At 71.0% G+C, this 17,479-nt stretch carries 15 protein-coding genes; 8 read left to right on the top strand and 7 right to left on the bottom strand.

All coding sequences use genetic code 11. From position 1 onward, the window contains the following. Positions 1-476 (bottom strand): homoserine O-acetyltransferase family protein (locus HG543_RS38695; protein ID WP_500690508.1); only part of this gene is annotated, 476 nt, incomplete at its 3' end. A 51-nt stretch (positions 477-527) separates the two neighbouring features. Here HG543_RS38695 and HG543_RS38690 point away from each other — a divergent pair. Then, on the top strand, positions 528-1,445 hold the full coding sequence (locus tag HG543_RS38690) for a hypothetical protein (RefSeq protein ID WP_171818163.1): 918 nt from the start codon (positions 528-530) through the stop codon (positions 1,443-1,445). A 43-nt stretch (positions 1,446-1,488) separates the two neighbouring features. Here HG543_RS38690 and HG543_RS38685 read toward each other — a convergent pair whose 3' ends face one another. Continuing rightward, positions 1,489-3,684 carry an outer membrane protein assembly factor BamB family protein gene (locus tag HG543_RS38685; RefSeq protein ID WP_169349941.1) on the bottom strand — a complete coding sequence of 732 codons (2,196 nt, stop codon included), beginning with the start codon at positions 3,682-3,684 and terminating at the stop codon, positions 1,489-1,491. Positions 3,685-3,782: 98 nt separating this feature from the next. Between HG543_RS38685 and HG543_RS38680 the strand changes: the two genes are divergently transcribed. From HG543_RS38680 to HG543_RS38655, 6 genes are all read left to right on the top strand, one after another. Next, positions 3,783-5,957 (top strand): HTH domain-containing protein, encoded by a 2,175-nt coding sequence (locus HG543_RS38680; RefSeq protein WP_246357600.1) that lies wholly within the window; start codon positions 3,783-3,785, stop codon positions 5,955-5,957. Positions 5,958-6,024: 67 nt separating this feature from the next. Then, a complete protein-coding gene (locus HG543_RS38675; protein WP_169349940.1) occupies positions 6,025-6,939 on the top strand; it encodes a HEAT repeat domain-containing protein in 915 nt (304 codons plus the stop codon). Positions 6,940-6,946: 7 nt separating this feature from the next. Continuing rightward, a complete protein-coding gene (locus HG543_RS38670) occupies positions 6,947-7,561 on the top strand; it encodes a hypothetical protein (protein ID WP_211194436.1) in 615 nt (204 codons plus the stop codon). Positions 7,562-7,563: 2 nt separating this feature from the next. Then, positions 7,564-8,583, top strand: a complete 1,020-nt coding sequence (locus HG543_RS38665; protein WP_169349938.1) for a biotin--[acetyl-CoA-carboxylase] ligase — start codon at positions 7,564-7,566, stop codon at positions 8,581-8,583. A 56-nt stretch (positions 8,584-8,639) separates the two neighbouring features. After that, positions 8,640-9,410, top strand: coding sequence for a type III pantothenate kinase (locus HG543_RS38660; RefSeq protein WP_169349943.1), 771 nt, complete (start codon positions 8,640-8,642; stop codon positions 9,408-9,410). Continuing rightward, positions 9,407-10,540, top strand: coding sequence for a hypothetical protein (locus tag HG543_RS38655; protein ID WP_169349937.1), 1,134 nt, complete (start codon positions 9,407-9,409; stop codon positions 10,538-10,540). Before HG543_RS38660 ends, HG543_RS38655 begins: the two co-directional genes overlap by 4 nt. A gap of 64 nt (positions 10,541-10,604) precedes the next feature. On the opposite strand, the gene HG543_RS38650 is transcribed toward HG543_RS38655, so the two are convergent. The 4 genes from HG543_RS38650 to ald all read right to left on the bottom strand — a co-directional run bounded on the left by HG543_RS38650 (position 10,605) and on the right by ald (position 15,503). After that, complete coding sequence (locus tag HG543_RS38650; protein ID WP_169349936.1) at positions 10,605-12,395, bottom strand: response regulator; 1,791 nt, start codon at positions 12,393-12,395, stop codon at positions 10,605-10,607. Positions 12,396-12,588: 193 nt separating this feature from the next. Then, positions 12,589-13,473 (bottom strand): anti-sigma factor family protein, encoded by an 885-nt coding sequence (locus HG543_RS38645; RefSeq protein WP_169349935.1) that lies wholly within the window; start codon positions 13,471-13,473, stop codon positions 12,589-12,591. 23 nt (positions 13,474-13,496) lie between these two features. Further along, positions 13,497-14,138 (bottom strand): sigma-70 family RNA polymerase sigma factor, encoded by a 642-nt coding sequence (locus tag HG543_RS38640; protein ID WP_169349934.1) that lies wholly within the window; start codon positions 14,136-14,138, stop codon positions 13,497-13,499. 240 nt (positions 14,139-14,378) lie between these two features. Beyond that, positions 14,379-15,503, bottom strand: coding sequence for an alanine dehydrogenase (gene ald, locus HG543_RS38635; RefSeq protein ID WP_169349933.1), 1,125 nt, complete (start codon positions 15,501-15,503; stop codon positions 14,379-14,381). A 200-nt stretch (positions 15,504-15,703) separates the two neighbouring features. On the opposite strand from ald, the gene HG543_RS38630 reads away from it, so the two are divergent. Continuing rightward, entirely contained in the window at positions 15,704-17,008 is a 1,305-nt protein-coding gene (locus HG543_RS38630) for a radical SAM family protein (protein WP_169349932.1), read from the top strand. 30 nt (positions 17,009-17,038) lie between these two features. Here the strand turns inward: HG543_RS38630 and HG543_RS38625 are convergent. Next, positions 17,039-17,479, bottom strand: a 441-nt coding sequence (locus tag HG543_RS38625) for a response regulator (RefSeq protein ID WP_169349931.1), incomplete at its 5' end; no start/stop codon positions are given.

Genomic DNA, 17,479 nt, shown 5'->3' with positions numbered 1-17,479 from the left:
AACGTCTCGGCGGCTCGGAGATGAGTATAAGAGACAGGCCCCACGCCCACCAGCGCGCGCACCCGCTTCAGCCCCAGCGCCCGCAGCATCGCGGACACGCCGCGCGCCATGTCCAGCACGGTGAGGGGTGGCAGCGTCAGGCCCCAGCGCTCCCCCGTGGCCGGGTCCAGCGAGGCGGGAGAGGTGGTACCGAAGGGGCTGCCGAGCAGGCCCGGCACCACCACCGGCGTGCTGTCCGGATCCAACGCCAGCCCTGGGCCAATCAGCGCCCGGGCCCACCCCGACGGCTGATACGCTCCGTCCTCCACGGGCCCGAGCGCACGGTGCGAGTGGGACAGGTCGTGCAGCACCACCACCGCTTTGCCGTCTGATGGTTCTCCATAGGTCTCCCAGGCAACCTGGGGATTGCCCAGCAGCTCACCCTCCTCCAAGGGGAGCGGCACGGAGAACAGGTGGGTGCCAGTGGCCTGGATCACGTTGGGGAATTTTCATATCACTGCCAGCTCCAACGCACAGGAGCCAGCCTCGTGAAGCGCTACTTCGGAGTCATTGTTCTCATCGCGGGCGTGCTGTTGGCCGCCGTCATGAGCTACCGCACCGCCAGCGGCAAGGCCCGCGAGGCGCAGCGCGAGGCGGATGCCCAGCGCATCCAGGCCGAGTATCTGGAGCGCGTGGGCTGGATGCGCGCCAACCCGGACGAGGCCACGTACCGCGAGGAGCTGAAGCCCTTCCTCAAGACGTACTTCGAGCAGGTGGACACCCACCTGAAGCAGTTCGGCGGCAACACGAAGTTCGACGGGTACCTGGAGGAGCTGGAGAAGCGCGCGGAAGGCGGCAAGGACGACCGCGCCGCGGACCGCAAGGCCTTCTACGAGTACACGCGCAAGGTGTTCGACAGCCTGCGCGAGGGCCGCTACCGCCCGGTGTGGACGGCCACGGACAAGGGCATGCGCCTGGACGTGCTGTCGTCGGACGTCGTCATGGTGATGGGCAAGCCGCAGGTGCGCCTGCAGCTGGTGCTGTGGGGCGCCCAGCGCATGCTCAAGGACGAGGGCAAGGTGAAGAAGATGATGACCAGCGCCTCGTTCAACACGGTGTGGAAGCTGACGGACGCGAAGGGGAAGCTGCTGGGCGAGATGCGCGGCGGTGACCCGTCCATGAAGGTGGACTTCCCGGAGCGCTACGTCGCCCAGTTCCCGCCGCAGATGGTGCTCGGCCACTACGATTTGGACCTGATGCCCATCGAGGTGGCGAAGATGGAGATGACCATCAACGTCTCCTCGCGCGCGGCCTCTGGCGGTGACGCCAACGTCAACTACGTGTGGAAGCTGGACGTGCCCTCCGAGTGGAAGCTGGGCGCCGGCGAGACCTGGGAGGGCGCCACCCAGGAGGAGCGCCCCGAGGAGGAGATCGACCCGTCGAAGGCCTCCGCGAAGACCGAGTAGTCCTCGCGTCCGTGCGGAGCGGCGCGGGTGTTCGGCCCCGCGCCTACTCCACGACGGTGAAGTGGGACGTCAGCCGGTACGCGGACAGCGTGCCGGTGTCGTCCAGGAAGAAGAGGTTGAGGCGCACGTCCGCCTGGAGCGCGACGAGCCCCACCCCGACCCGGACCTCCGCGAGCACCTGACCGCCGCGAGGGTCCACCGCCCGCACGCGCTCGCCCGGCACCAGCGTCACGCCTCGCGCGGTGCGCGCCGGCAGCGCCCGGATGAGCGGCTCGCCCGCGGCGCCCACGCGCCAGTCCACCGTGCCCGACGCGGACACCCGCGCGGCGGCTCCGGAGGCGCTCGTCACCACCACCGCGCGCGGCAGCGGCGCCAGCGCGTACGGTCCCGGCCCCAGGTTCAGCGGGCGCTCCCACACGCGCCGCCCCTTCGCGTCCAGGCAGAGCAGGTAGCCCTCGCGCTCGCGCTCCCCGGCGATGAACACGCGCTGGCCCACCGGCAGCGGCACGCAGGGGCGCAGCAGGTCCGGCTCGTGCGTCCACACCGCCTCGCCGGTGTGCGCGTCCGCCAGCAGCACCGCCCAGTGCGAGCCGCGGCCGAGCATGGACAGGAAGCGCCGGCCCCACGGCACTGGCGGGCAGTGGAAGGGCATGGGCGCCCGCATCCGGTAGCGCACCTGGCCGTCCACCAGGTCCAGGCCGTAGAGGTAGCCCGAGTCCGTGCCCACCAGCGCCCGGTGGCCCTGGGTGCTCAACCAGCTGCGCTGGGTGCGCGGCGGGGCGAGGCGCCACACCTCGCGGCCGGTGGCCTCGGCGAAGGCCACCACGGTGCGGTCCTCGGAGAGGGTGAGCAGCAGGCCGTCCTTGCGCAGCAGCAGCGGGCCCAGGGGGATGCCGTCGTGGTCATGCAGCCAGCGCGCGCCCGCGCCCCGGCCGGTGAAGCCGTAGACGCGCGTCATGTCCGCCGCCACCGCGTTGCCGTCCGCGGACGCCGCCACGCCCAGCGCCGCCGCGCGCTTCCACAGCTGCGCGCCGTCCTTGCGCGAGAAGGCCACCGCGAGCTGCGGCGCGCAGTACACCGGTCCGTGCCGCCCCAGCAGCAGCCGCGCCTCCTCGGCGTCCTCCAGCCCGCGCTTCTCCCACAGCTTGTCGAAGCGCAGCCGGCGCAGGCGCCCGGGCACCTTCAGCGGGCGCGACGTGCCGCGGCCCGGCCGGGCCTTCTTCTCTCGCGCGGCGCCCTGGGCCTCGGGAGGCTCCACCGCGCCGCGCAGGTGCGACAGGCCCTCGCGGCAGCGGTCCGCCAGCTCCACGAGGTAGGGGTTGCCCACCAGCGCCCGGTCCGCCTCGGCGAAGGTCGCCGCCAGGGACTCGCCCAGGTGGAAGAGGGCCGTGGCCAGGGTGCCGCCGTCGAGCGGGAAGGGCGTGCCGGTGCGCCCGGCCTTCGCCTTGCCCGGCTTCAGGTCCAGCACCAGCGTCGGCCGCGCGCCCGCGGGGGCCAGCTCGAAGCGCTCCTCGCCCAGCTCCACCGCGCGCGCCAGCTCCACCGCCTGGCGAGACAGCTCCAGCACCGTGAGGAAGGGCGGCCCGGGCACGCGCCAGGCCTCCGGCTTGCCGGGCAGCGACAGCCACACCTCGCCCGGCGTCAGCAGCGGCGCCAGCGCGCCCGCCGTGCCACGCTCGGTCGTCCGGTTCACGGGCAGGCCCACGTCCCGCAGCTCGAAGCCGAATCCGGGGAGGGCCTGCGGCTCCACCCGCTGGAGCGAGGGCTTCCCGGGGGGCTCCTCCGGGGGACGGGCCGCGCGGCGCAGCGCCTTCAGCGGCTCCGCCATCGCCTGGGAGACCGACTGGGCGAGCGCCCTGGGAGCCCCCCGGGTGACGTCCGCGAGGAAGCGCTCACCGCCCTCGCGCACCGCCTCGGCCAGCTCCTCCACCTCCACGCGCACCGGCGGCCGCATCAGCCGCGCGGGGCGGGAGAGGTTGGCCACCAGCAGCTCCACCTCCGGGCCCACCCGCCGCAGCACCAGCTCCAGGTGCGCCTCCGGCAGGGAAACCTGGGCCAGCCGCTGCCGCCCACCGATAATGGCCGCAACTGAGCGCACCAGGGAGGGCACCACTTCTGCTAGAGACTCCTCCACGGCCCCGGACAGCAGGTCCACCCCGTCCAATTCCAGTGCGATGGAATCGAGCGGGGAAGCCGCGGGTTCGCGTCTCCAACGCTGTCCGATGCGTATGCGGGTCATCTTCCGTTCGTTGACAAGCCAGTTTAGCGATGGCTAGCATCCGCCGCCCATACGGACCTACATTTTTGTAACCGTTCGGAATTCTTGGGGAATACTCGATGACATTCTACGAGGCCGCGCTCCGTGTCCTGGAGAGCGAAGGACGTCCCCTCCATTTTCTGGAAATCACCGAGAAGTCCATTCAGCAGAACCTGCTTTCCCACATCGGCAAGACGCCTGAAGTGACCATGTTGTCGCGTCTGGCTGCCATGGCGCGCCGCACGCGGGATCGCAAGGTGATTGTCACCGCGAAGGACACCTTCGCGCTGGTGGACTGGTCGATTCCCGAGGACGCGGAGGCGCTGGCGCAGACAGGAGTAATGGAGCCCCACCCGGAGGAGGACCTGCCGCCGCTGCGTCCGGCGGAGCGCCACCCGGAGCCCCGCCAGGACAACGTGAAGGTGGCGGGCCGTGGCAGCGACCGCAAGCGCCGCCGTGACGAGGAGGACGAGCGGGGCCGCCGCAAGCGCTTCCCGCCCCTGCCCGAGGTGGTGTTCGAAATCCTCAGCGAGGCCGAGGTCGCCCTGCGCACCGAGCACATCATCGAGCGCGCCCGCGGCAAGGAACTGTGCGCCGAGGAGACGACGGTGGAGGCGGTGCTCACCGCGCTCTTGGAGGACAACCAGCGCCGCATCGACGCCGGCCGTCGCCCGCAGTACTCCTTCAACAAGGAGTCCGGCGAGGTGTCGCTGGAGCGCGCGGGCGCGCCGAGCGAGGCCCCGCCGCTGGAGCTGCAGGCCGCCTTCGCGCAGGCGCTGGGCATTCCGCTGGAGGGCGGGCGCCCGCAGCTGGGCAAGCCGTCCGCCGCGGCCGCCGCCGAACCGGTGGTGGACGCCGCGCTGCTCACCACGCTGCGCACCACGCTCAAGGACGCGCGCCGGGCCGTGGCGCGCGGGCTGCGCAAGCGCCTGGGCGAGCTGGACGTGGGTACCTTCGAGAAGTCCGTCGTGAAGATGATGCACGGGCTGGGCTTCCGCGAGCTGAAGGTGGCCAAGCGCTCCAAGGAAGGCCCCCTGCTCACCGCGCGCAAGCGCGAGGGCAGCGTGGAGCTGCGCTACGCGGTGCGGATGCTGAAGGGCGCGCCCGCCATCGACCGGAAGAACGTGCAGGAGCTGCGGCGCGACCTGGGCCACTACTCGGCGCAGGTGGGTCTGCTGGTGAGCGCCGGGGACGTGCGCGGCGACGCGCGCACCGAGGCGCAGGCCAGCGGCTCGCTGGTGATGCTCTGGTGCGGTGACGCGCTGGGCGAGAAGTTCCTGGAGGCGAAGACGGGCGTCTCCGTCACCACGGTGGAGCTGTACGAGGTCGAAGAGCGCTTCTTCGAGGCCGCGAAGCTGGATGCCGAGGAGGCCCAGAAGCGCCGCGAGGAGCGCCAGCGCGAGAAGCAGGCCCGTGGCGAGGGTGGCGAGGAGGCCTCCGCGGAGACCGCCGCCGCGCCCGAGCGCGAGCGCCCGCGCGAGAAGCGCCGCCGCGAGCGGGAGGAGCGCGAGGCTCGCGAGGCCCGCGAGACGGAGGAGGGCACCGAGGTGTCCGAGGCCGCCGAGGCCACGTCCGCCACCGTCCCCTCCGAGGCCCGCGAGGGCCAGCCGACCCCGCCCGCCGCGTCCGTCCAGCAGACGGGTGAGGAGGACGAGGAGGGCGACGACGAGGAGGGTGACGACGAGGACCTGGAGGCCGCGACCGCCTTCGTGGGCGGGGCCCGTCCCGAGGGTGCCGCCGCCGAGGGTGGTGCCGAGGGCGCCCAGGGCGAGCGCAAGCGCCGCCGCCGCCGTCGCCGGGGCCGCCGCGGCCGTGGCAACCGCGCCGGTGAGGCTGGCGCCGCGCCTGGGGCCACGCCCGCCGGTGAGGGGGCCGCCGCTCCGGGGGTGACTCCGGCCGCCGAGGGCGCCGCCGTCGCGCCGAACGCCGAGGCCACCTCCGCCGAGGGCACGGCTCCCGCCGCCGAGGGTGCCACCGTCACGGAGGCCACGCCCGCCGGCGAGGAGGTCGCCGCCACGGGCACGGCTCCGGCCGCCGAGGGTGCCGCCGTCGCTCCGAACGTCGAGGCCACCGCCGCTCCCGCCACGGAGACGGCGACCACCGCCGCCGAGAGCACCCCGGCCGGAGAGGCCACGCCTGTTCAGGCCGCGACGCCCGCCGAGGCCGCTGCCCCCGAGTCGCAGGAGGTGGGAGAGGCCCGGGAGCGCAAGGAGACGCCGCCTGCTCCGGGGTCGTCCGAGGGGAGCGAGGGCTGACGCGGCCCTCCGGGCGGGCAGGGAATGGCCGGCGGAATCGCGCTCCGGGTGTTAACCTGGGGGGGCGATGAAGCCGGCCCTGCTGCTCGCCTTCTGCGTCGTCCTCCTCGGTGCCTGCCGCTCGCAGGCGCCGCGCCACCCGATGGCGCCCGTGGAGGTCTCCGGCGCCACCGTTCGGGACAACGCCCTGCTGGGGCTTGCCCCGGAGGGCGTGGGTGCCCTGCTCACCGACGCGCTCAAGGCCACCGGCCGCTTCGAGCCGCAGAAGGAGGACGCCCCCCGCGAGCAGCGCCCCTGGCGGCTGACGCTGGACGTGCCCTTCACCCGCGAGGTGCTGAAGGACGGCGACCCGCGCAGCTTCGCCGAGGTGGGCGCCAACCTGGAGTTGGAGCGCTTCGGGGGTGCATTGCCCCAGCACTACGAGGTCGTGGGTCTGGGCGAGGCGCCCGTGCTGGAGGACACGCCCACCGGACGTCAGGCCGCCATGCGCGAGGCGCTGCGCAGCGTGTTGCGCCAGGTGGCAGAGTCCGCCGTGCTGCAGCTGGCCGCGCTGGAGCGCACCGACGAGGCGCTCGTGCAGGACCTGAAGGCCGACGACGCGCGCATCCGCGAGTTCGCCCTGCGCACGCTGGCGGAGCGCCAGCACCCCTCCGCCGCGCCGCTGCTCATCGAGCGGCTGAAGGAGGCCACCGACGCCGAGACGGTGCGCAGGACGATGGGCACGCTGGTGGAGATGAAGGCCCGCGTCGCGGTGCCGGTGCTCATCGACCTGGCGCGCGGCCGGGACGTGGGCTTCGTGCAGGAAATCGTCTTCGCCGTGGGCGAGATTGGCGGTCCGGAGGCGGAGGCGTACCTCTACACCGTGGCGCAGGGCCATGACGCGCCCTCGGTGCAGGCCGCGGCGCAGCAGGCGCTCGACACGCTCTACGCATTGCGCAAGCCTTCAACGGCGGAGGCGCGTGGCACGGACCACGCGGACTGACAACGAGATGAAGCTTTCATTCGGCGTGGGCGGGGGGGCCGTGCTGGCCGCCGCCCTGGTACTGGGCAGCGGCTGTGCGTCCAGGCAGCAGGTGGACTCCGCGCCCCGGGCGCGCGTCACCGGCGATGTGTCCCAGTACTACCCGCTCGCGGTGGGCAACCGCTGGACGTACCGGGTCAACGGGCAGGAGCGCGAGCAGCCCGAGGCCATCGAAATCCTCAAGGAGGAGGACGGCTACTTCCACGACAACCGCGGCGGGCAGCTCACGGTGGACGCCTACGGCCTGAGGGACCCCAAGCGCTACCTGCTGCGCGCGCCCGTCGAGGTGGGCAACTCGTGGACGAACGTGGTGTCCGTGTCGTCCACCGAGCGCTACCGCATCCTGGAGGTCGGCGTCCGCTGCGAGGCGCCCGCGGGCACCTTCGACAACTGCGTCCGGGTGGAGGGCCGCAACCGCATCAACGCGGACACCACGCTGGTCAACACCCAGACGTTCGCCCCGGGCGTGGGGCTGGTGCGCATCCACGTGGACCTGGAGACGAAGGGCCAGCGCGTCCCGCAGATGTGGCTGGAGCTGACGTCGTGGAAGGTTCGCCCCCAGGTCTCCTCTTCCGAGGGATAGCCGTGGCCGTCGAATCCAACGAGCAGACGCAGGAGGAGCTCATCCTGGGCTTCCTCTCCGAGAGCGGGAGCGACTTCACCTCTGGCGAGGCGCTCTCCGGCAAGCTGGGCCTGTCCCGCACGGCCGTGTGGAAGCGCGTGGAGGCGCTGCGCACCAAGGGCTACCGCATCGAGGCGGTGTCCGCCCGGGGCTACCGGCTCGTGGGGGTGCCCGACCGGCTCACCTCGCTGGAGCTGTCCCCGCTCTTGTCCACGCGTGATTTGGGCCGCACCGTCCACCACCACGAGTCGGTGGGCTCCACCAACGAGCAGGCCTTCCGGCTGGCGCAGGATGGGGCCGAGCACGGCGAGGTGGTGGTGGCCGAGCAGCAGACGGCCGGCAAGGGCCGCCGAGGGCGCGCGTGGGTGTCCCCGCCGGGCCTCAACCTGTACTTCTCCGCCATCCTCCGCCCGGAGCTGCCGCCGCAGCGCGCCCCGGAGCTGACGCTGGTGGCCGCCGTGGCCCTCGCCGAGACGCTGCGCGACTGGGGCACGGAGGCCGCCATCAAGTGGCCCAACGACGTCCACCTCGACGGGCGCAAGGTGGCGGGCATCCTCACGGAGCTGTCCGCCGAGCCCGAGCGCGTGCACTTCGTCATCGTCGGCGTGGGTGTCAACCTCAACTCCCAGGCCGAGCACTTCCCCGAGGAGCTGCGCGACACCGCCACCTCCCTGGCCCTGGCCACCGGCAAGCCCGTACCCCGCGCCCGCTTCGCCGCCGCCCTCTGGACGCGCATGGAGGAGTGGCTCGACAGGTACCTGGAGGAGGGCTTCGACCCGGTGCGGGCCCGCTGGAAGGCGCTGTCCTCCACCCTCGGACAGGACGTGCTGGTGCGCACGGACCGGCAGGAGCTGCGCGGGCGGGCCGAGGACATCGACCCGTCCGGGGCGCTCCTGGTGCGGACCGAGGAGGGCTCGCTCGAGCGGGTGCTGGCGGGCGACGTGGAGCAGCTGCGGCCCCGGAAGCCGCCGCGCTCCCGGTAGGACACCGGGGGTAGGGGACGCGCCGGGCGCGCCTTCGCGCTAGACTGCCCGGCGTGATGCTCCTGGCCATCGACGTGGGCAATACCAACACCGTCCTGGGGGTGTTCGAGGGCCGCCGCCTGCTCGACCACTGGAGGGTGGAGACCAGCACGCGCCGCACCTCGGATGAGTACGGCATCCTCGTCCGCCAGCTCTTCACGCACAGCGGCATCGACGCGACGAAGGTGGGCGCGGTGGTGGTGTCCAGCGTGGTGCCGCCGCTCCAGTTCAACCTGGAGAAGATGAGCGAGCGCTACTTCCGCACGCGCCCCATGTTCGTCGGCCCGGGCGTGAAGACGGGCATGCCCATCCTCTACGACAACCCCCGCGAGGTGGGCGCGGACCGCATCGTCAACGCGGTGTCCGCCTACGAGAAGCACCATTCGGGGGTGCTCGTCGTGGACTTCGGCACCGCCACCACCTTCGACGCCGTGTCGCCGAAGGGAGAGTACCTGGGCGGCGCCATCTGCCCGGGCATCAACATCGCCATGGAGGCCCTGTTCCAGAACGCCTCCAAGCTGCCGCGCGTGGAGTTCGCGCGGCCGCCGCACGTCATCGGCCGCAACACCGTGCACTCCATGCAGTCCGGCCTCGTCTTCGGCTACGTGGGCCTGGTGGACGGCATCTGCGCGCGGATGCAGGCGGAGCTGGGCTTCCCGGTGCGCGTCGTCGCCACCGGGGGACTCGCGCCGCTCGTGGCCAGCGAATCCAAGGCCATCCACGAGGTGGACGAGTTCCTCACGCTCGAGGGCCTGCGCATCATCTACGGAAGGAATCACGCGTCATGACCACCGCCGCCCCCAACAACGTCCCGGCGCCGCCCCCCGGCTGTCCCTTCAACGCGGAGTTCCTGCCGCCCAACCTGCGCAAGCACGTGGACCCGGCCGCGCCGGTGCCGCTGCGGATGATGGCGGCCAAGTCCCTGGTGCCGCTCAGCCCGTCGGACATGCTCGGCGCGCTCTTCATGCTCACCTTCGACCCGGACGCGGGCGTGAGCGAGACGGCCACGAAGACGGCCGCGGGCCTGCCGGACAAGATTCTCGGCTCCGCCGTGCGCGACGAGGAGGTGCAGCCGCCCGTGCTGGGCTGGTTCCTGCGCCTGCTCAAGGGCAAGGAGACCTACGCGGAGCTGCTCGTCCTCAACCCCAGCACGCCGGACGACGCGGTGGCCGAGGTGGCCAGGGACTGCTCCACGAAGCTGGCCGAAATCATCGGGCAGAACCAGCTGCGCCTGCTGCGCTACGACGACATCCTGCGCAACCTGTGCGCCAACCCCAACGTCCCCGTGTCGCTCACCGACAGCGTCTGCGACTTCGCGGTGCGCAGCGGGATGATGCTGGCGGACGTGCCGCAGATGAAGGAGGCGCGCGTGCGCCTCTTCGGCCCCGAGGCCGCCGAGGCCCCGCCGGACCCGGGCCCCACCGCCGAGCAGATCCTCCAGGAGTTCCAGGAGGTGGCGAAGGACGACGCCCCTCCCATGGAGGAGGGCAAGAAGCTGACCCTCGCCCAGCGCATCATGAAGATGTCCATCTCGGAGAAGATCAAGCTGGCCACGCTGGGCAACAAGGAGGCCCGCAGCGCGCTCATCCGGGAGACGAACAAGCTGGTGGCGGTGGCCGTCATCCGCAGCCCGCGCATCACCGACGGCGAGGTGCTGTCCTGCGCGGCCAACAAGGCGATGATGGATGACGTGCTGCGCGTCATCTACAACAACCGCGAGTGGACGAAGCACCAGAAGGTGAAGCTCGCGCTGGTGAAGAACCCCAAGGTGCCGCTCACCGTCACCATGAAGTTCCTCAACTCGTTCCGCGACGCGGAGCTGAAGGACCTCAGCCGCGACAAGAACGTGCCCGCCGCCGTGCAGACCTTCGCCAAGAAGCTGCTCGAGAAGAAGACCGCGCCCAAGAAGGCGCAGTAGGGCGGGGCCCAGGGGCCCCGGGCTTCATGGAAAGCCCGGGGCGGAAGGGAACGGCGGGGACGGCCTAGGCCGCGGCCTCGTCGGCGTCGTCGGCCACGGAGGAGGCCGGCTCCTCCAGGAGCTGCTGGGCGATGGCGAGTGCCTTCTTCGTCTTCTCGCGCAGCTTCTCGTCGTTCTTGATGCGCGCGTAGAGCTTCGTCACGCGCTCCTCGTTGTGGACCGCGGCGGCCTCCAGCTCGCCGATGCGCCTGCGCAGCTCCTCGGCCTCCTCGGCGGCGCGGGTGCCCTGCTCGGACAGCTGGGCCTGCGTCTCCTCGAGCTGCGCCCGGAGGCCCTCGGCCTCGCGCTGGGCGGAGTCAATCTGGGCGCGCAGCTCTTCCACTTCCGTCTGGGCCGCCTGCAGGTCCGCCTCGAGCTGGCCGGTGCGGCCGCGCAGCTCCTCCACCTCGGCGCCCAGCGCCTGCGCCTGGGCCTGGTGCTGATCCAGCTCCTCCTGCAGGGTGGACAGCTGCGCCGAGGCGCCGCGCGCCTCTTCCTTCGCGGCGGCGAGCTGCTGGTCCACGCGCTTGCGCTCCGCGGTCAGCGTGTCCGCCTTGGTGGTGAGCGTCTTGATCTGCGCGTCGCGGCGGGCAATCTCGGACTCGGCCGTGCTGGACTTCTGCTCCAGCTCCAGGTGCTGGTCCTTGAGCTCGACGATCTCCTGGTCCTTCTGGTTCAGCTCCGTCTTGAGGCGGAGGATCTCCTTGTCCCGCTTGTTGACGGCGTCACGCAGGGCGAAGGTGTCCTTGTCGTTCTTCCCCGTGGCGGCGCGCGCCGTCTCCAGCTCGGTGGCCTTGCTCTCCAGCTCGGCCTCCAGCTCGCGCACGCGGTCCTCGGCCTGCGAGGCCTGGCCGCGCACGTCGTCCAGCGTGCCCTGCAGCTCGGCCACCTTCGCGCGCAGGTTGCGCAGCTCCGCCGCGTCCGCCGCGGACATGGCCGGGGCCGCCGGGGTGGACGACGGCATCACCGCGCGGCCAGCGGCCGGAGACGCGGCGGGGGTGCGAGGGGTGGCGGCCACGGGAGCGCGCACGGGCTCCGGCGCGCGCACCGGCTCCGGCGCGCGCACGGGCTCGGGGGCACGCACCGGCTCCGGCGGGGCCACGGAGGGCATGAAGCCCACCACCGTCTTCTCCGAGTCATCCAGCGAGTCCAGCGCGTCGTCCGCGTCCGTGCCGAGCGTGTCCAGCGAAGGGAAGTCCTCCTCGACGCCCTCCACCACGGCCTCGGGCGGGGCCACCACCGGCTCCTCCTCGACGGGGGCCTCCACGGGCGCGGACATGTCGCTGAAGGCGGCGTCCAGGTCCAGCTCCTCGCCCTGCACCGCGGCTTCCTCGCCGGCGTCGACGGAGATCTCCTCGCCGAAGTCCGCCGTCAGCGGCTCGTCGTTGAGCGCGTCCAGCGTGAGGCTCTCGTCCACCACGTCCTCGGACGCGGCGGGCAGCTCCGGGAAGCCGATGAGCGCGCCCACGCGCTCGACGAGCAGATGGGCGTCCACCGGCATCGCCACGTACTCGTCCGCGTGCGCCTTCAGCTTGCGGTGCTGCGCGAAGCCGTCCGGGTTGCCCACGATGACGATGGGGACGTTCTTGAGCTCGTCGTCCTTCTTCAGCTTGCCGCAGATGAGGTAGCCGTTCTGGCCCGCGGACAGCTCCACGGCGATGACGGTGAGGTCCGGCCTGTCGCGGCGGATCTGCTCCACGCAGCCCTTGCCATCCGCGGTGTCCTCCACCGTGAAGCCCCGTCCCTCCAGGGCGGGCCGCAGGGAGGCGGCGAGGCCGGAGTCACTCTTTTCGACGATCAGGATTCGCTTGGACATGAAGGGACAGCCCGTCCTGGGAGTGTGGCGCGCGCGGGGGCGCCACACAGGCGGCGGCGCGCAAGGAAAAATGCGCTATCGAGGCTATCGGCCATATACGGGACCGTCAATGTTCGGGCCGGACGGAATCCCGGACGCCTGGTAGCCGAGCAGGCGTCGTGCAACGGACGTTTCGGGGGCGAGCGCGCGGCGCTCAGTGCGGGTACGTCACCGGAGCGACGGTGGCCGCGGGACGCGGGGACTGCTGGCGCGGCGGCAGCGACCAGGGCGTCTCCTCGGAGTCGTCGCGCTGCGGCTTGCGAGCGAGGGTCGCTTCACTGTCGCGCTCGGCGAGCATGCGGCGGATGTCCGCCTCGTCCATGTCCGTCACCATCTCGTAGACGATTTCATCGTCCCGCCAGGTGACGACGTTGAAGCCCTGCGTGGAGTCCACCTCCACGGCCTTCAGCGCCTGGAACTTCGGGGCCGAGGCCGTGTCGTCGGGGAGCACGAACACGCCCAGCCGGCGGCTCGGCTCCCCCGCGTCTGGCAGCGTCTCGTAGCTGATGTACGCGACTTCCCGGCCGTTGAGGATGGAGATGCGCCCGCCCAGAGGCTTCGCCTTGGGCAATTGCGGCACGGCGATGCGGCGGTCCACCTTGCCCCGGAACCACTCGGCGATGGGCTCCGTCGACGTGGACTCGATTTCGAAGGGCAGCGGCTTGCTGTGCCGCTGGACGGCCTCGCGCTTCACGATGCGCTCGCGCTGCATCGACTGGTAGGCCACCCAGCCGCCGCCCATCGTCACCATCACCAGCGCCACGGCGCTGGCGCGCAGCCAGTTGCCGTACTGGGCGCGCCGCATCTCCTGGCGCAGCCCCGTTTCGATGCCGGCGCGCAGCGACGCGGGAGCCCGCATCCCCTGCACGGAGTGACGCGCGGCGCGGCGCAGCGCCTGCCGCATCTGCTGCTCGTTCTCCACGCGGCGCCGGCACGCGGCGCAGCCCGAGAGGTGGGTTTCGAGGTCCACCCGCTCCTCGGGCTGGAATTCGCCGTCGAGGTACGGATAGAGGAGCCGATCGAGTTCCTGGCAGGTCATGGGCGCGCGGGAGGAACTTCTTTCTACCCCGTCTTCTTCCTGTTCCGGTACTCCTCGAGGTCCGCCGGAGCGTTCACCGGCTCACCATCATGCCGGAATACGCCCTGGCCCTCCGCGTACTCGCGAAGGTTCTTCTGCAGGAGCTTGCGGCCGCGGAACAGACGGCTCATCACCGTGCCGACGGGGCACTCGAGAATCTCGGCGATCTCCTTGTAGGAGAACTCCTGGAGGTCCGCGAGGATGACCACCAGCCGGAAGTCGATGGGCAGCGCGTCGATGGCGCGCAGCACGTCGTCCGACAGGAGCCGGTCGAAGAAATACTGCTCGGGGTTGGCCGCGAAGTCCGTCGCGTCCCGGCTCACGAAGCGCTCGTGCACCGCCTCGCGCTCCACGCCCTCCACCACCGTGCGCTCCTTCACCTTGCGGCGATACCGGTTGATGAAGGTGTTGGTGAGAATCTTGAAGAGCCAGGCCTTGATGTTGGTGCCCCGCTCGAACTTGTCGAAGAAGCGGTAGGCCCGCATGCAGGTGTCCTGCACGAGGTCTTCCGCGTCACGCTCGTTCTTCGTCAGCCTCAGGGCCGCGGAGTAGAGCGGGTCCAGGTGGGCCAGCGCCAGCTCCTCGAATTCCTGCTTCGTTCGGTTGGGTTGCCTGAAGTCCAACATGTCCCGCCTTCCAAGGGCCCGAAACAATTGGGGAATGAGTTGTCGCCTACCCATCAATGTATGCATGGGAACATCCCGGGCAACAACGACATCCCACTGACACCCGCCCGCACGCCCGCTTCGGGAACCCAAGACGCCGGCCGGAGAAACTTATTCCCAGCAGACATAACGAGCGGGGAGGCCGGATGTCGCCATCCGAACCTCCCCGCCGATGACTGCTCGAGTGGCTGCCTGGTGGGCTTACTTGCGGCCGAAGGCGTCCATGATGGGCAGGTAGTCGTAGCCCATGTCCTTCGCGACGGCCTCGTAGGTGACGTGGCCGTTGTAGGTGTTCATCGCACGGGCCAGGGCGCGGTCGGACTTCACGGCCTCGATGAGGCCCATGTCGGCGATCTTCCGCGAGTACGGGCGGGTGGTGTTGGTGAGGGCGTAGGTGGACGTCTGGGGCACCGCGCCGGGCATGTTGGCCACGCAGTAGTGGACCACGCCGTGGACGGTGAACGTCGGGTTGTCGTGGGTGGTGGGCTTGCAGGTCTCGATGCAGCCGCCCTGGTCCACGGCCACGTCGACGACGACGGAGCCGGGGCTCATCTCGGAGATGAGGGCCTCGGAGACGAGCTTCGGGGCCTTGCCGCCGGGGATGAGCACCGCGCCGACGACGAGGTCGGACTCGCGCACGGACTTGGCGATGCTCTCCGTGTCCGAGGCCAGCACGCTGACGCGGCCGAGGAACACGTCGTCCAGGTAGGTGAGGCGCTCCAGGTTGACGTCGAGGATGGTGACCTCGGCGCCCATGCCCACCGCCACCTTGGCGGCGCACAGACCCACCACGCCGCCACCGATGACGGTGACGCGGCCGCGGCGCACGCCGGGCACGCCGCCCAGCAGGATGCCCTTGCCACCGTGGGCCTTCTCCAGGCACGCGGCGCCCACCTGGATGGCCATCTTCCCGGCCACCTCGGACATGGGCTTGAGCAGCGGCAGGCTGCCGTCATCCAGCTGCAGCGTCTCGTACGCGACGGCCGCCGCCTTCTTCTTGATGAGCGTCTTCGTCAGCTCCGGGTCCACGCCCGCGAGGTGGAAGTACGTGTAGATGATCTGTCCGGGCTGGATGCGCTCGTACTCGGGAGCGATGGGCTCCTTCACCTTGACGACCATCTCCGCGCGCTTCCAGACCTCGTCCGCGCTGGCGACGATCTGCGCGCCCACGCGCTGGTACTCCGAGTCGGGGATGCCGGAGCCGACGCCGGCGTTCGTCTCGACCAACACCGTGTGGCCCGCGCTCGTGAGCGCGCGCACGCCCGCCGGAACCATGCCGACGCGGTACTCACGGGTTTTGATCTCCTTGGGAACTCCGACGATCACGACTGCCTCCAAAAGGGGTGCGAAAAAGCGCGCGGACCCTATCCAAACGCCCGGGGGAATCAAGGTACGCCTGGTAGCCGGATGCATGACTCCGTTGAGAGGGAATAACCCCCGGCGTATGACGCGAGGCGTTGAATGCATCGCGTCTCGCGGTGCTTCTGCGTCGAACAAAACGCGCACTGGTGGTAGTTCACGAAGGCATGAAGTCAGCGCCGAAGCTGCTGTTCGCCGACCCGAAGGGCCGGGTCATGGAGCATCCCTATCTGCTCGCCACGCTGCGAAGCGGCGAGGAGCTCGTCCCGCCCCAGGACAAGCCCATCCCCCTGCCGTCCGCCGGGCGGCTCGTGCACCTGCCCGGCCGTCTGCCGGTGGGGCTCCACCCGGAGACGGGGGAGCTGGAGCTGGTGCGCGAGATGAAGGTGGGAGGGAAGACCTTCGTGCCCAACGCCGTGGGCGCGCTCCTGCCGCCGGGCTACACGCGCACGTTCCTCCCGGGCGAGGTGAAGGGGAGCGGGCCGGTGCTGCCGCAGTGGGCGTACACCGCCGCGGCGTGGGTGGGCGAGGGGCCGGTGGCGTGGGCCATCCACACGGACCGCCGCTCGCATTGGGATCCGGAGCGCTACTCCACGCCGGAGATGAAGGCGCTCGTCGACGGGCACATGGCGCGCTTTCCGAACAACCGCGTGCTGAAGCAGCTCAAGACGTGCGCGCTCATCTACCGGTGCTTCACGTCGCAGAACACGTTCTACGTGCGTGACGAGGCGGCCATCCCCGCGTCCGTCATGTGCAACGCGCGCTGCGTGGGCTGCATCTCCGACCAGCCCGCGGACGGGCCGCCCGCCTCGCACGAGCGCATGGACGACGGGCCCACCGGCGAGGAGATGGGCCAGATTGGCCTGTTCCACCTGCAGAACGCGCCGGGCCGCACCATGGTCAGCTTCGGCCAGGGCTGCGAGGGCGAGCCGCTCACGCGCTGGAAGCAGATCGCGGAAGCCATCCGCTACATGCGCGCGCACACGGCCCAGGGCTCCATCAACATCAACACCAACGGCAGCCTCACCCAGGGGCTGGAGGCCCTGTTCGACGCGGGGCTGGACGCCATCCGCGTGTCGCTCAACTCCGCGGTGAAGGACCTCTACGAGGCCTACTACAAGCCGGTGAAGTACGGCTGGGAGGACGTGGAGGCGTCCATCGCCCTGGCGCGCGAGCGCGGCGCGTACCTGGCGCTGAACCTCCTGCTGTTCCCCGGCGTCACGGACCGCGAGGGCGAGGTGCGGGCGCTGGAGCGGCTGGTGAAGAAGTACCGCGTGGATCAGGTGCAGACGCGCTCGCTGTGCATCGACCCGCTCCAGTACCTGGAGGTGGCGCGCGACAAGGGCGCGGGGGGAGAGCCCGTGGGCATCCGCACGCTGCTGCAACGGCTGAAGACGGCGCGGCCGGGGCTCGTCATCGGCAACTTCGCGCGCGGCCTGGAAGAGCGCGAGAACGCCGCGGGGCGGGGGTAGGGCAGGGGGCCCGTGAGAAGGCGCGGGCCCTCACTCGTTACCGGTGGGCATCAGCTCCTTGGCCACGAGGTTGCCCATCACCGCGTCCTTGGGGATGTAGCCGTCGGCGCCGGCCTCGCGGCAGATGCGCTGGAGCTCCTCGACATTCTCGCCGGAGCACAGCAGCACCTTGATGCCCTTGAAGAGGCTGTTGCTCTTGATGAAGCGGCAGAACTGCTCGCCATTCACATTGGGCATGCGCACGTCCAGCAGCACCAGGTCCGGACGCGTCTGCTTCTTCAGGATGATCTTCGTGGCCTTGTCCGCGGTGTCGGCCACGTGCACCTCGAAGCCCTTGGACACGAGGTCCGCCTCGATGATGCGGGCCGTCATCTCGCTGTCATCCACGATGAGGATGCGCGGCTTGCGGCCACCCGCGGCGGTGGGCGCCCTGGGCAGGCCTCCCGTGGGGGCAGCGGCGGGGGGCGTGGG

The sequence above is a fragment of the Pyxidicoccus fallax genome (assembly GCF_012933655.1).
Taxonomy (GTDB): Bacteria; Myxococcota; Myxococcia; order Myxococcales; family Myxococcaceae; genus Myxococcus; species Myxococcus fallax.
The sequence above is the reverse complement of the archived record's forward strand: the minus strand, read 5'-3'. Positions and strand labels throughout refer to the sequence as shown.

What these genes read in the sequence shown, in the direction of transcription:
- HG543_RS38685 (WP_169349941.1), bottom strand. Translation starts at nt 3,684, where the DNA reads ATGACCCGCATACGCATCGGACAGCGTTGGAGACGCGAACCCGCGGCT.
- HG543_RS38680 (WP_246357600.1), top strand. Translation starts at nt 3,783, where the DNA reads ATGACATTCTACGAGGCCGCGCTCCGTGTCCTGGAGAGCGAAGGACGT.
- HG543_RS38675 (WP_169349940.1), top strand. Translation starts at nt 6,025, where the DNA reads ATGAAGCCGGCCCTGCTGCTCGCCTTCTGCGTCGTCCTCCTCGGTGCC.
- HG543_RS38670 (WP_211194436.1), top strand. Translation starts at nt 6,947, where the DNA reads ATGAAGCTTTCATTCGGCGTGGGCGGGGGGGCCGTGCTGGCCGCCGCC.
- HG543_RS38660 (WP_169349943.1), top strand. Translation starts at nt 8,640, where the DNA reads ATGCTCCTGGCCATCGACGTGGGCAATACCAACACCGTCCTGGGGGTG.
- HG543_RS38655 (WP_169349937.1), top strand. Translation starts at nt 9,407, where the DNA reads ATGACCACCGCCGCCCCCAACAACGTCCCGGCGCCGCCCCCCGGCTGT.
- HG543_RS38650 (WP_169349936.1), bottom strand. Translation starts at nt 12,395, where the DNA reads ATGTCCAAGCGAATCCTGATCGTCGAAAAGAGTGACTCCGGCCTCGCC.
- HG543_RS38645 (WP_169349935.1), bottom strand. Translation starts at nt 13,473, where the DNA reads ATGACCTGCCAGGAACTCGATCGGCTCCTCTATCCGTACCTCGACGGC.
- HG543_RS38640 (WP_169349934.1), bottom strand. Translation starts at nt 14,138, where the DNA reads ATGTTGGACTTCAGGCAACCCAACCGAACGAAGCAGGAATTCGAGGAG.
- HG543_RS38630 (WP_169349932.1), top strand. Translation starts at nt 15,704, where the DNA reads ATGAAGTCAGCGCCGAAGCTGCTGTTCGCCGACCCGAAGGGCCGGGTC.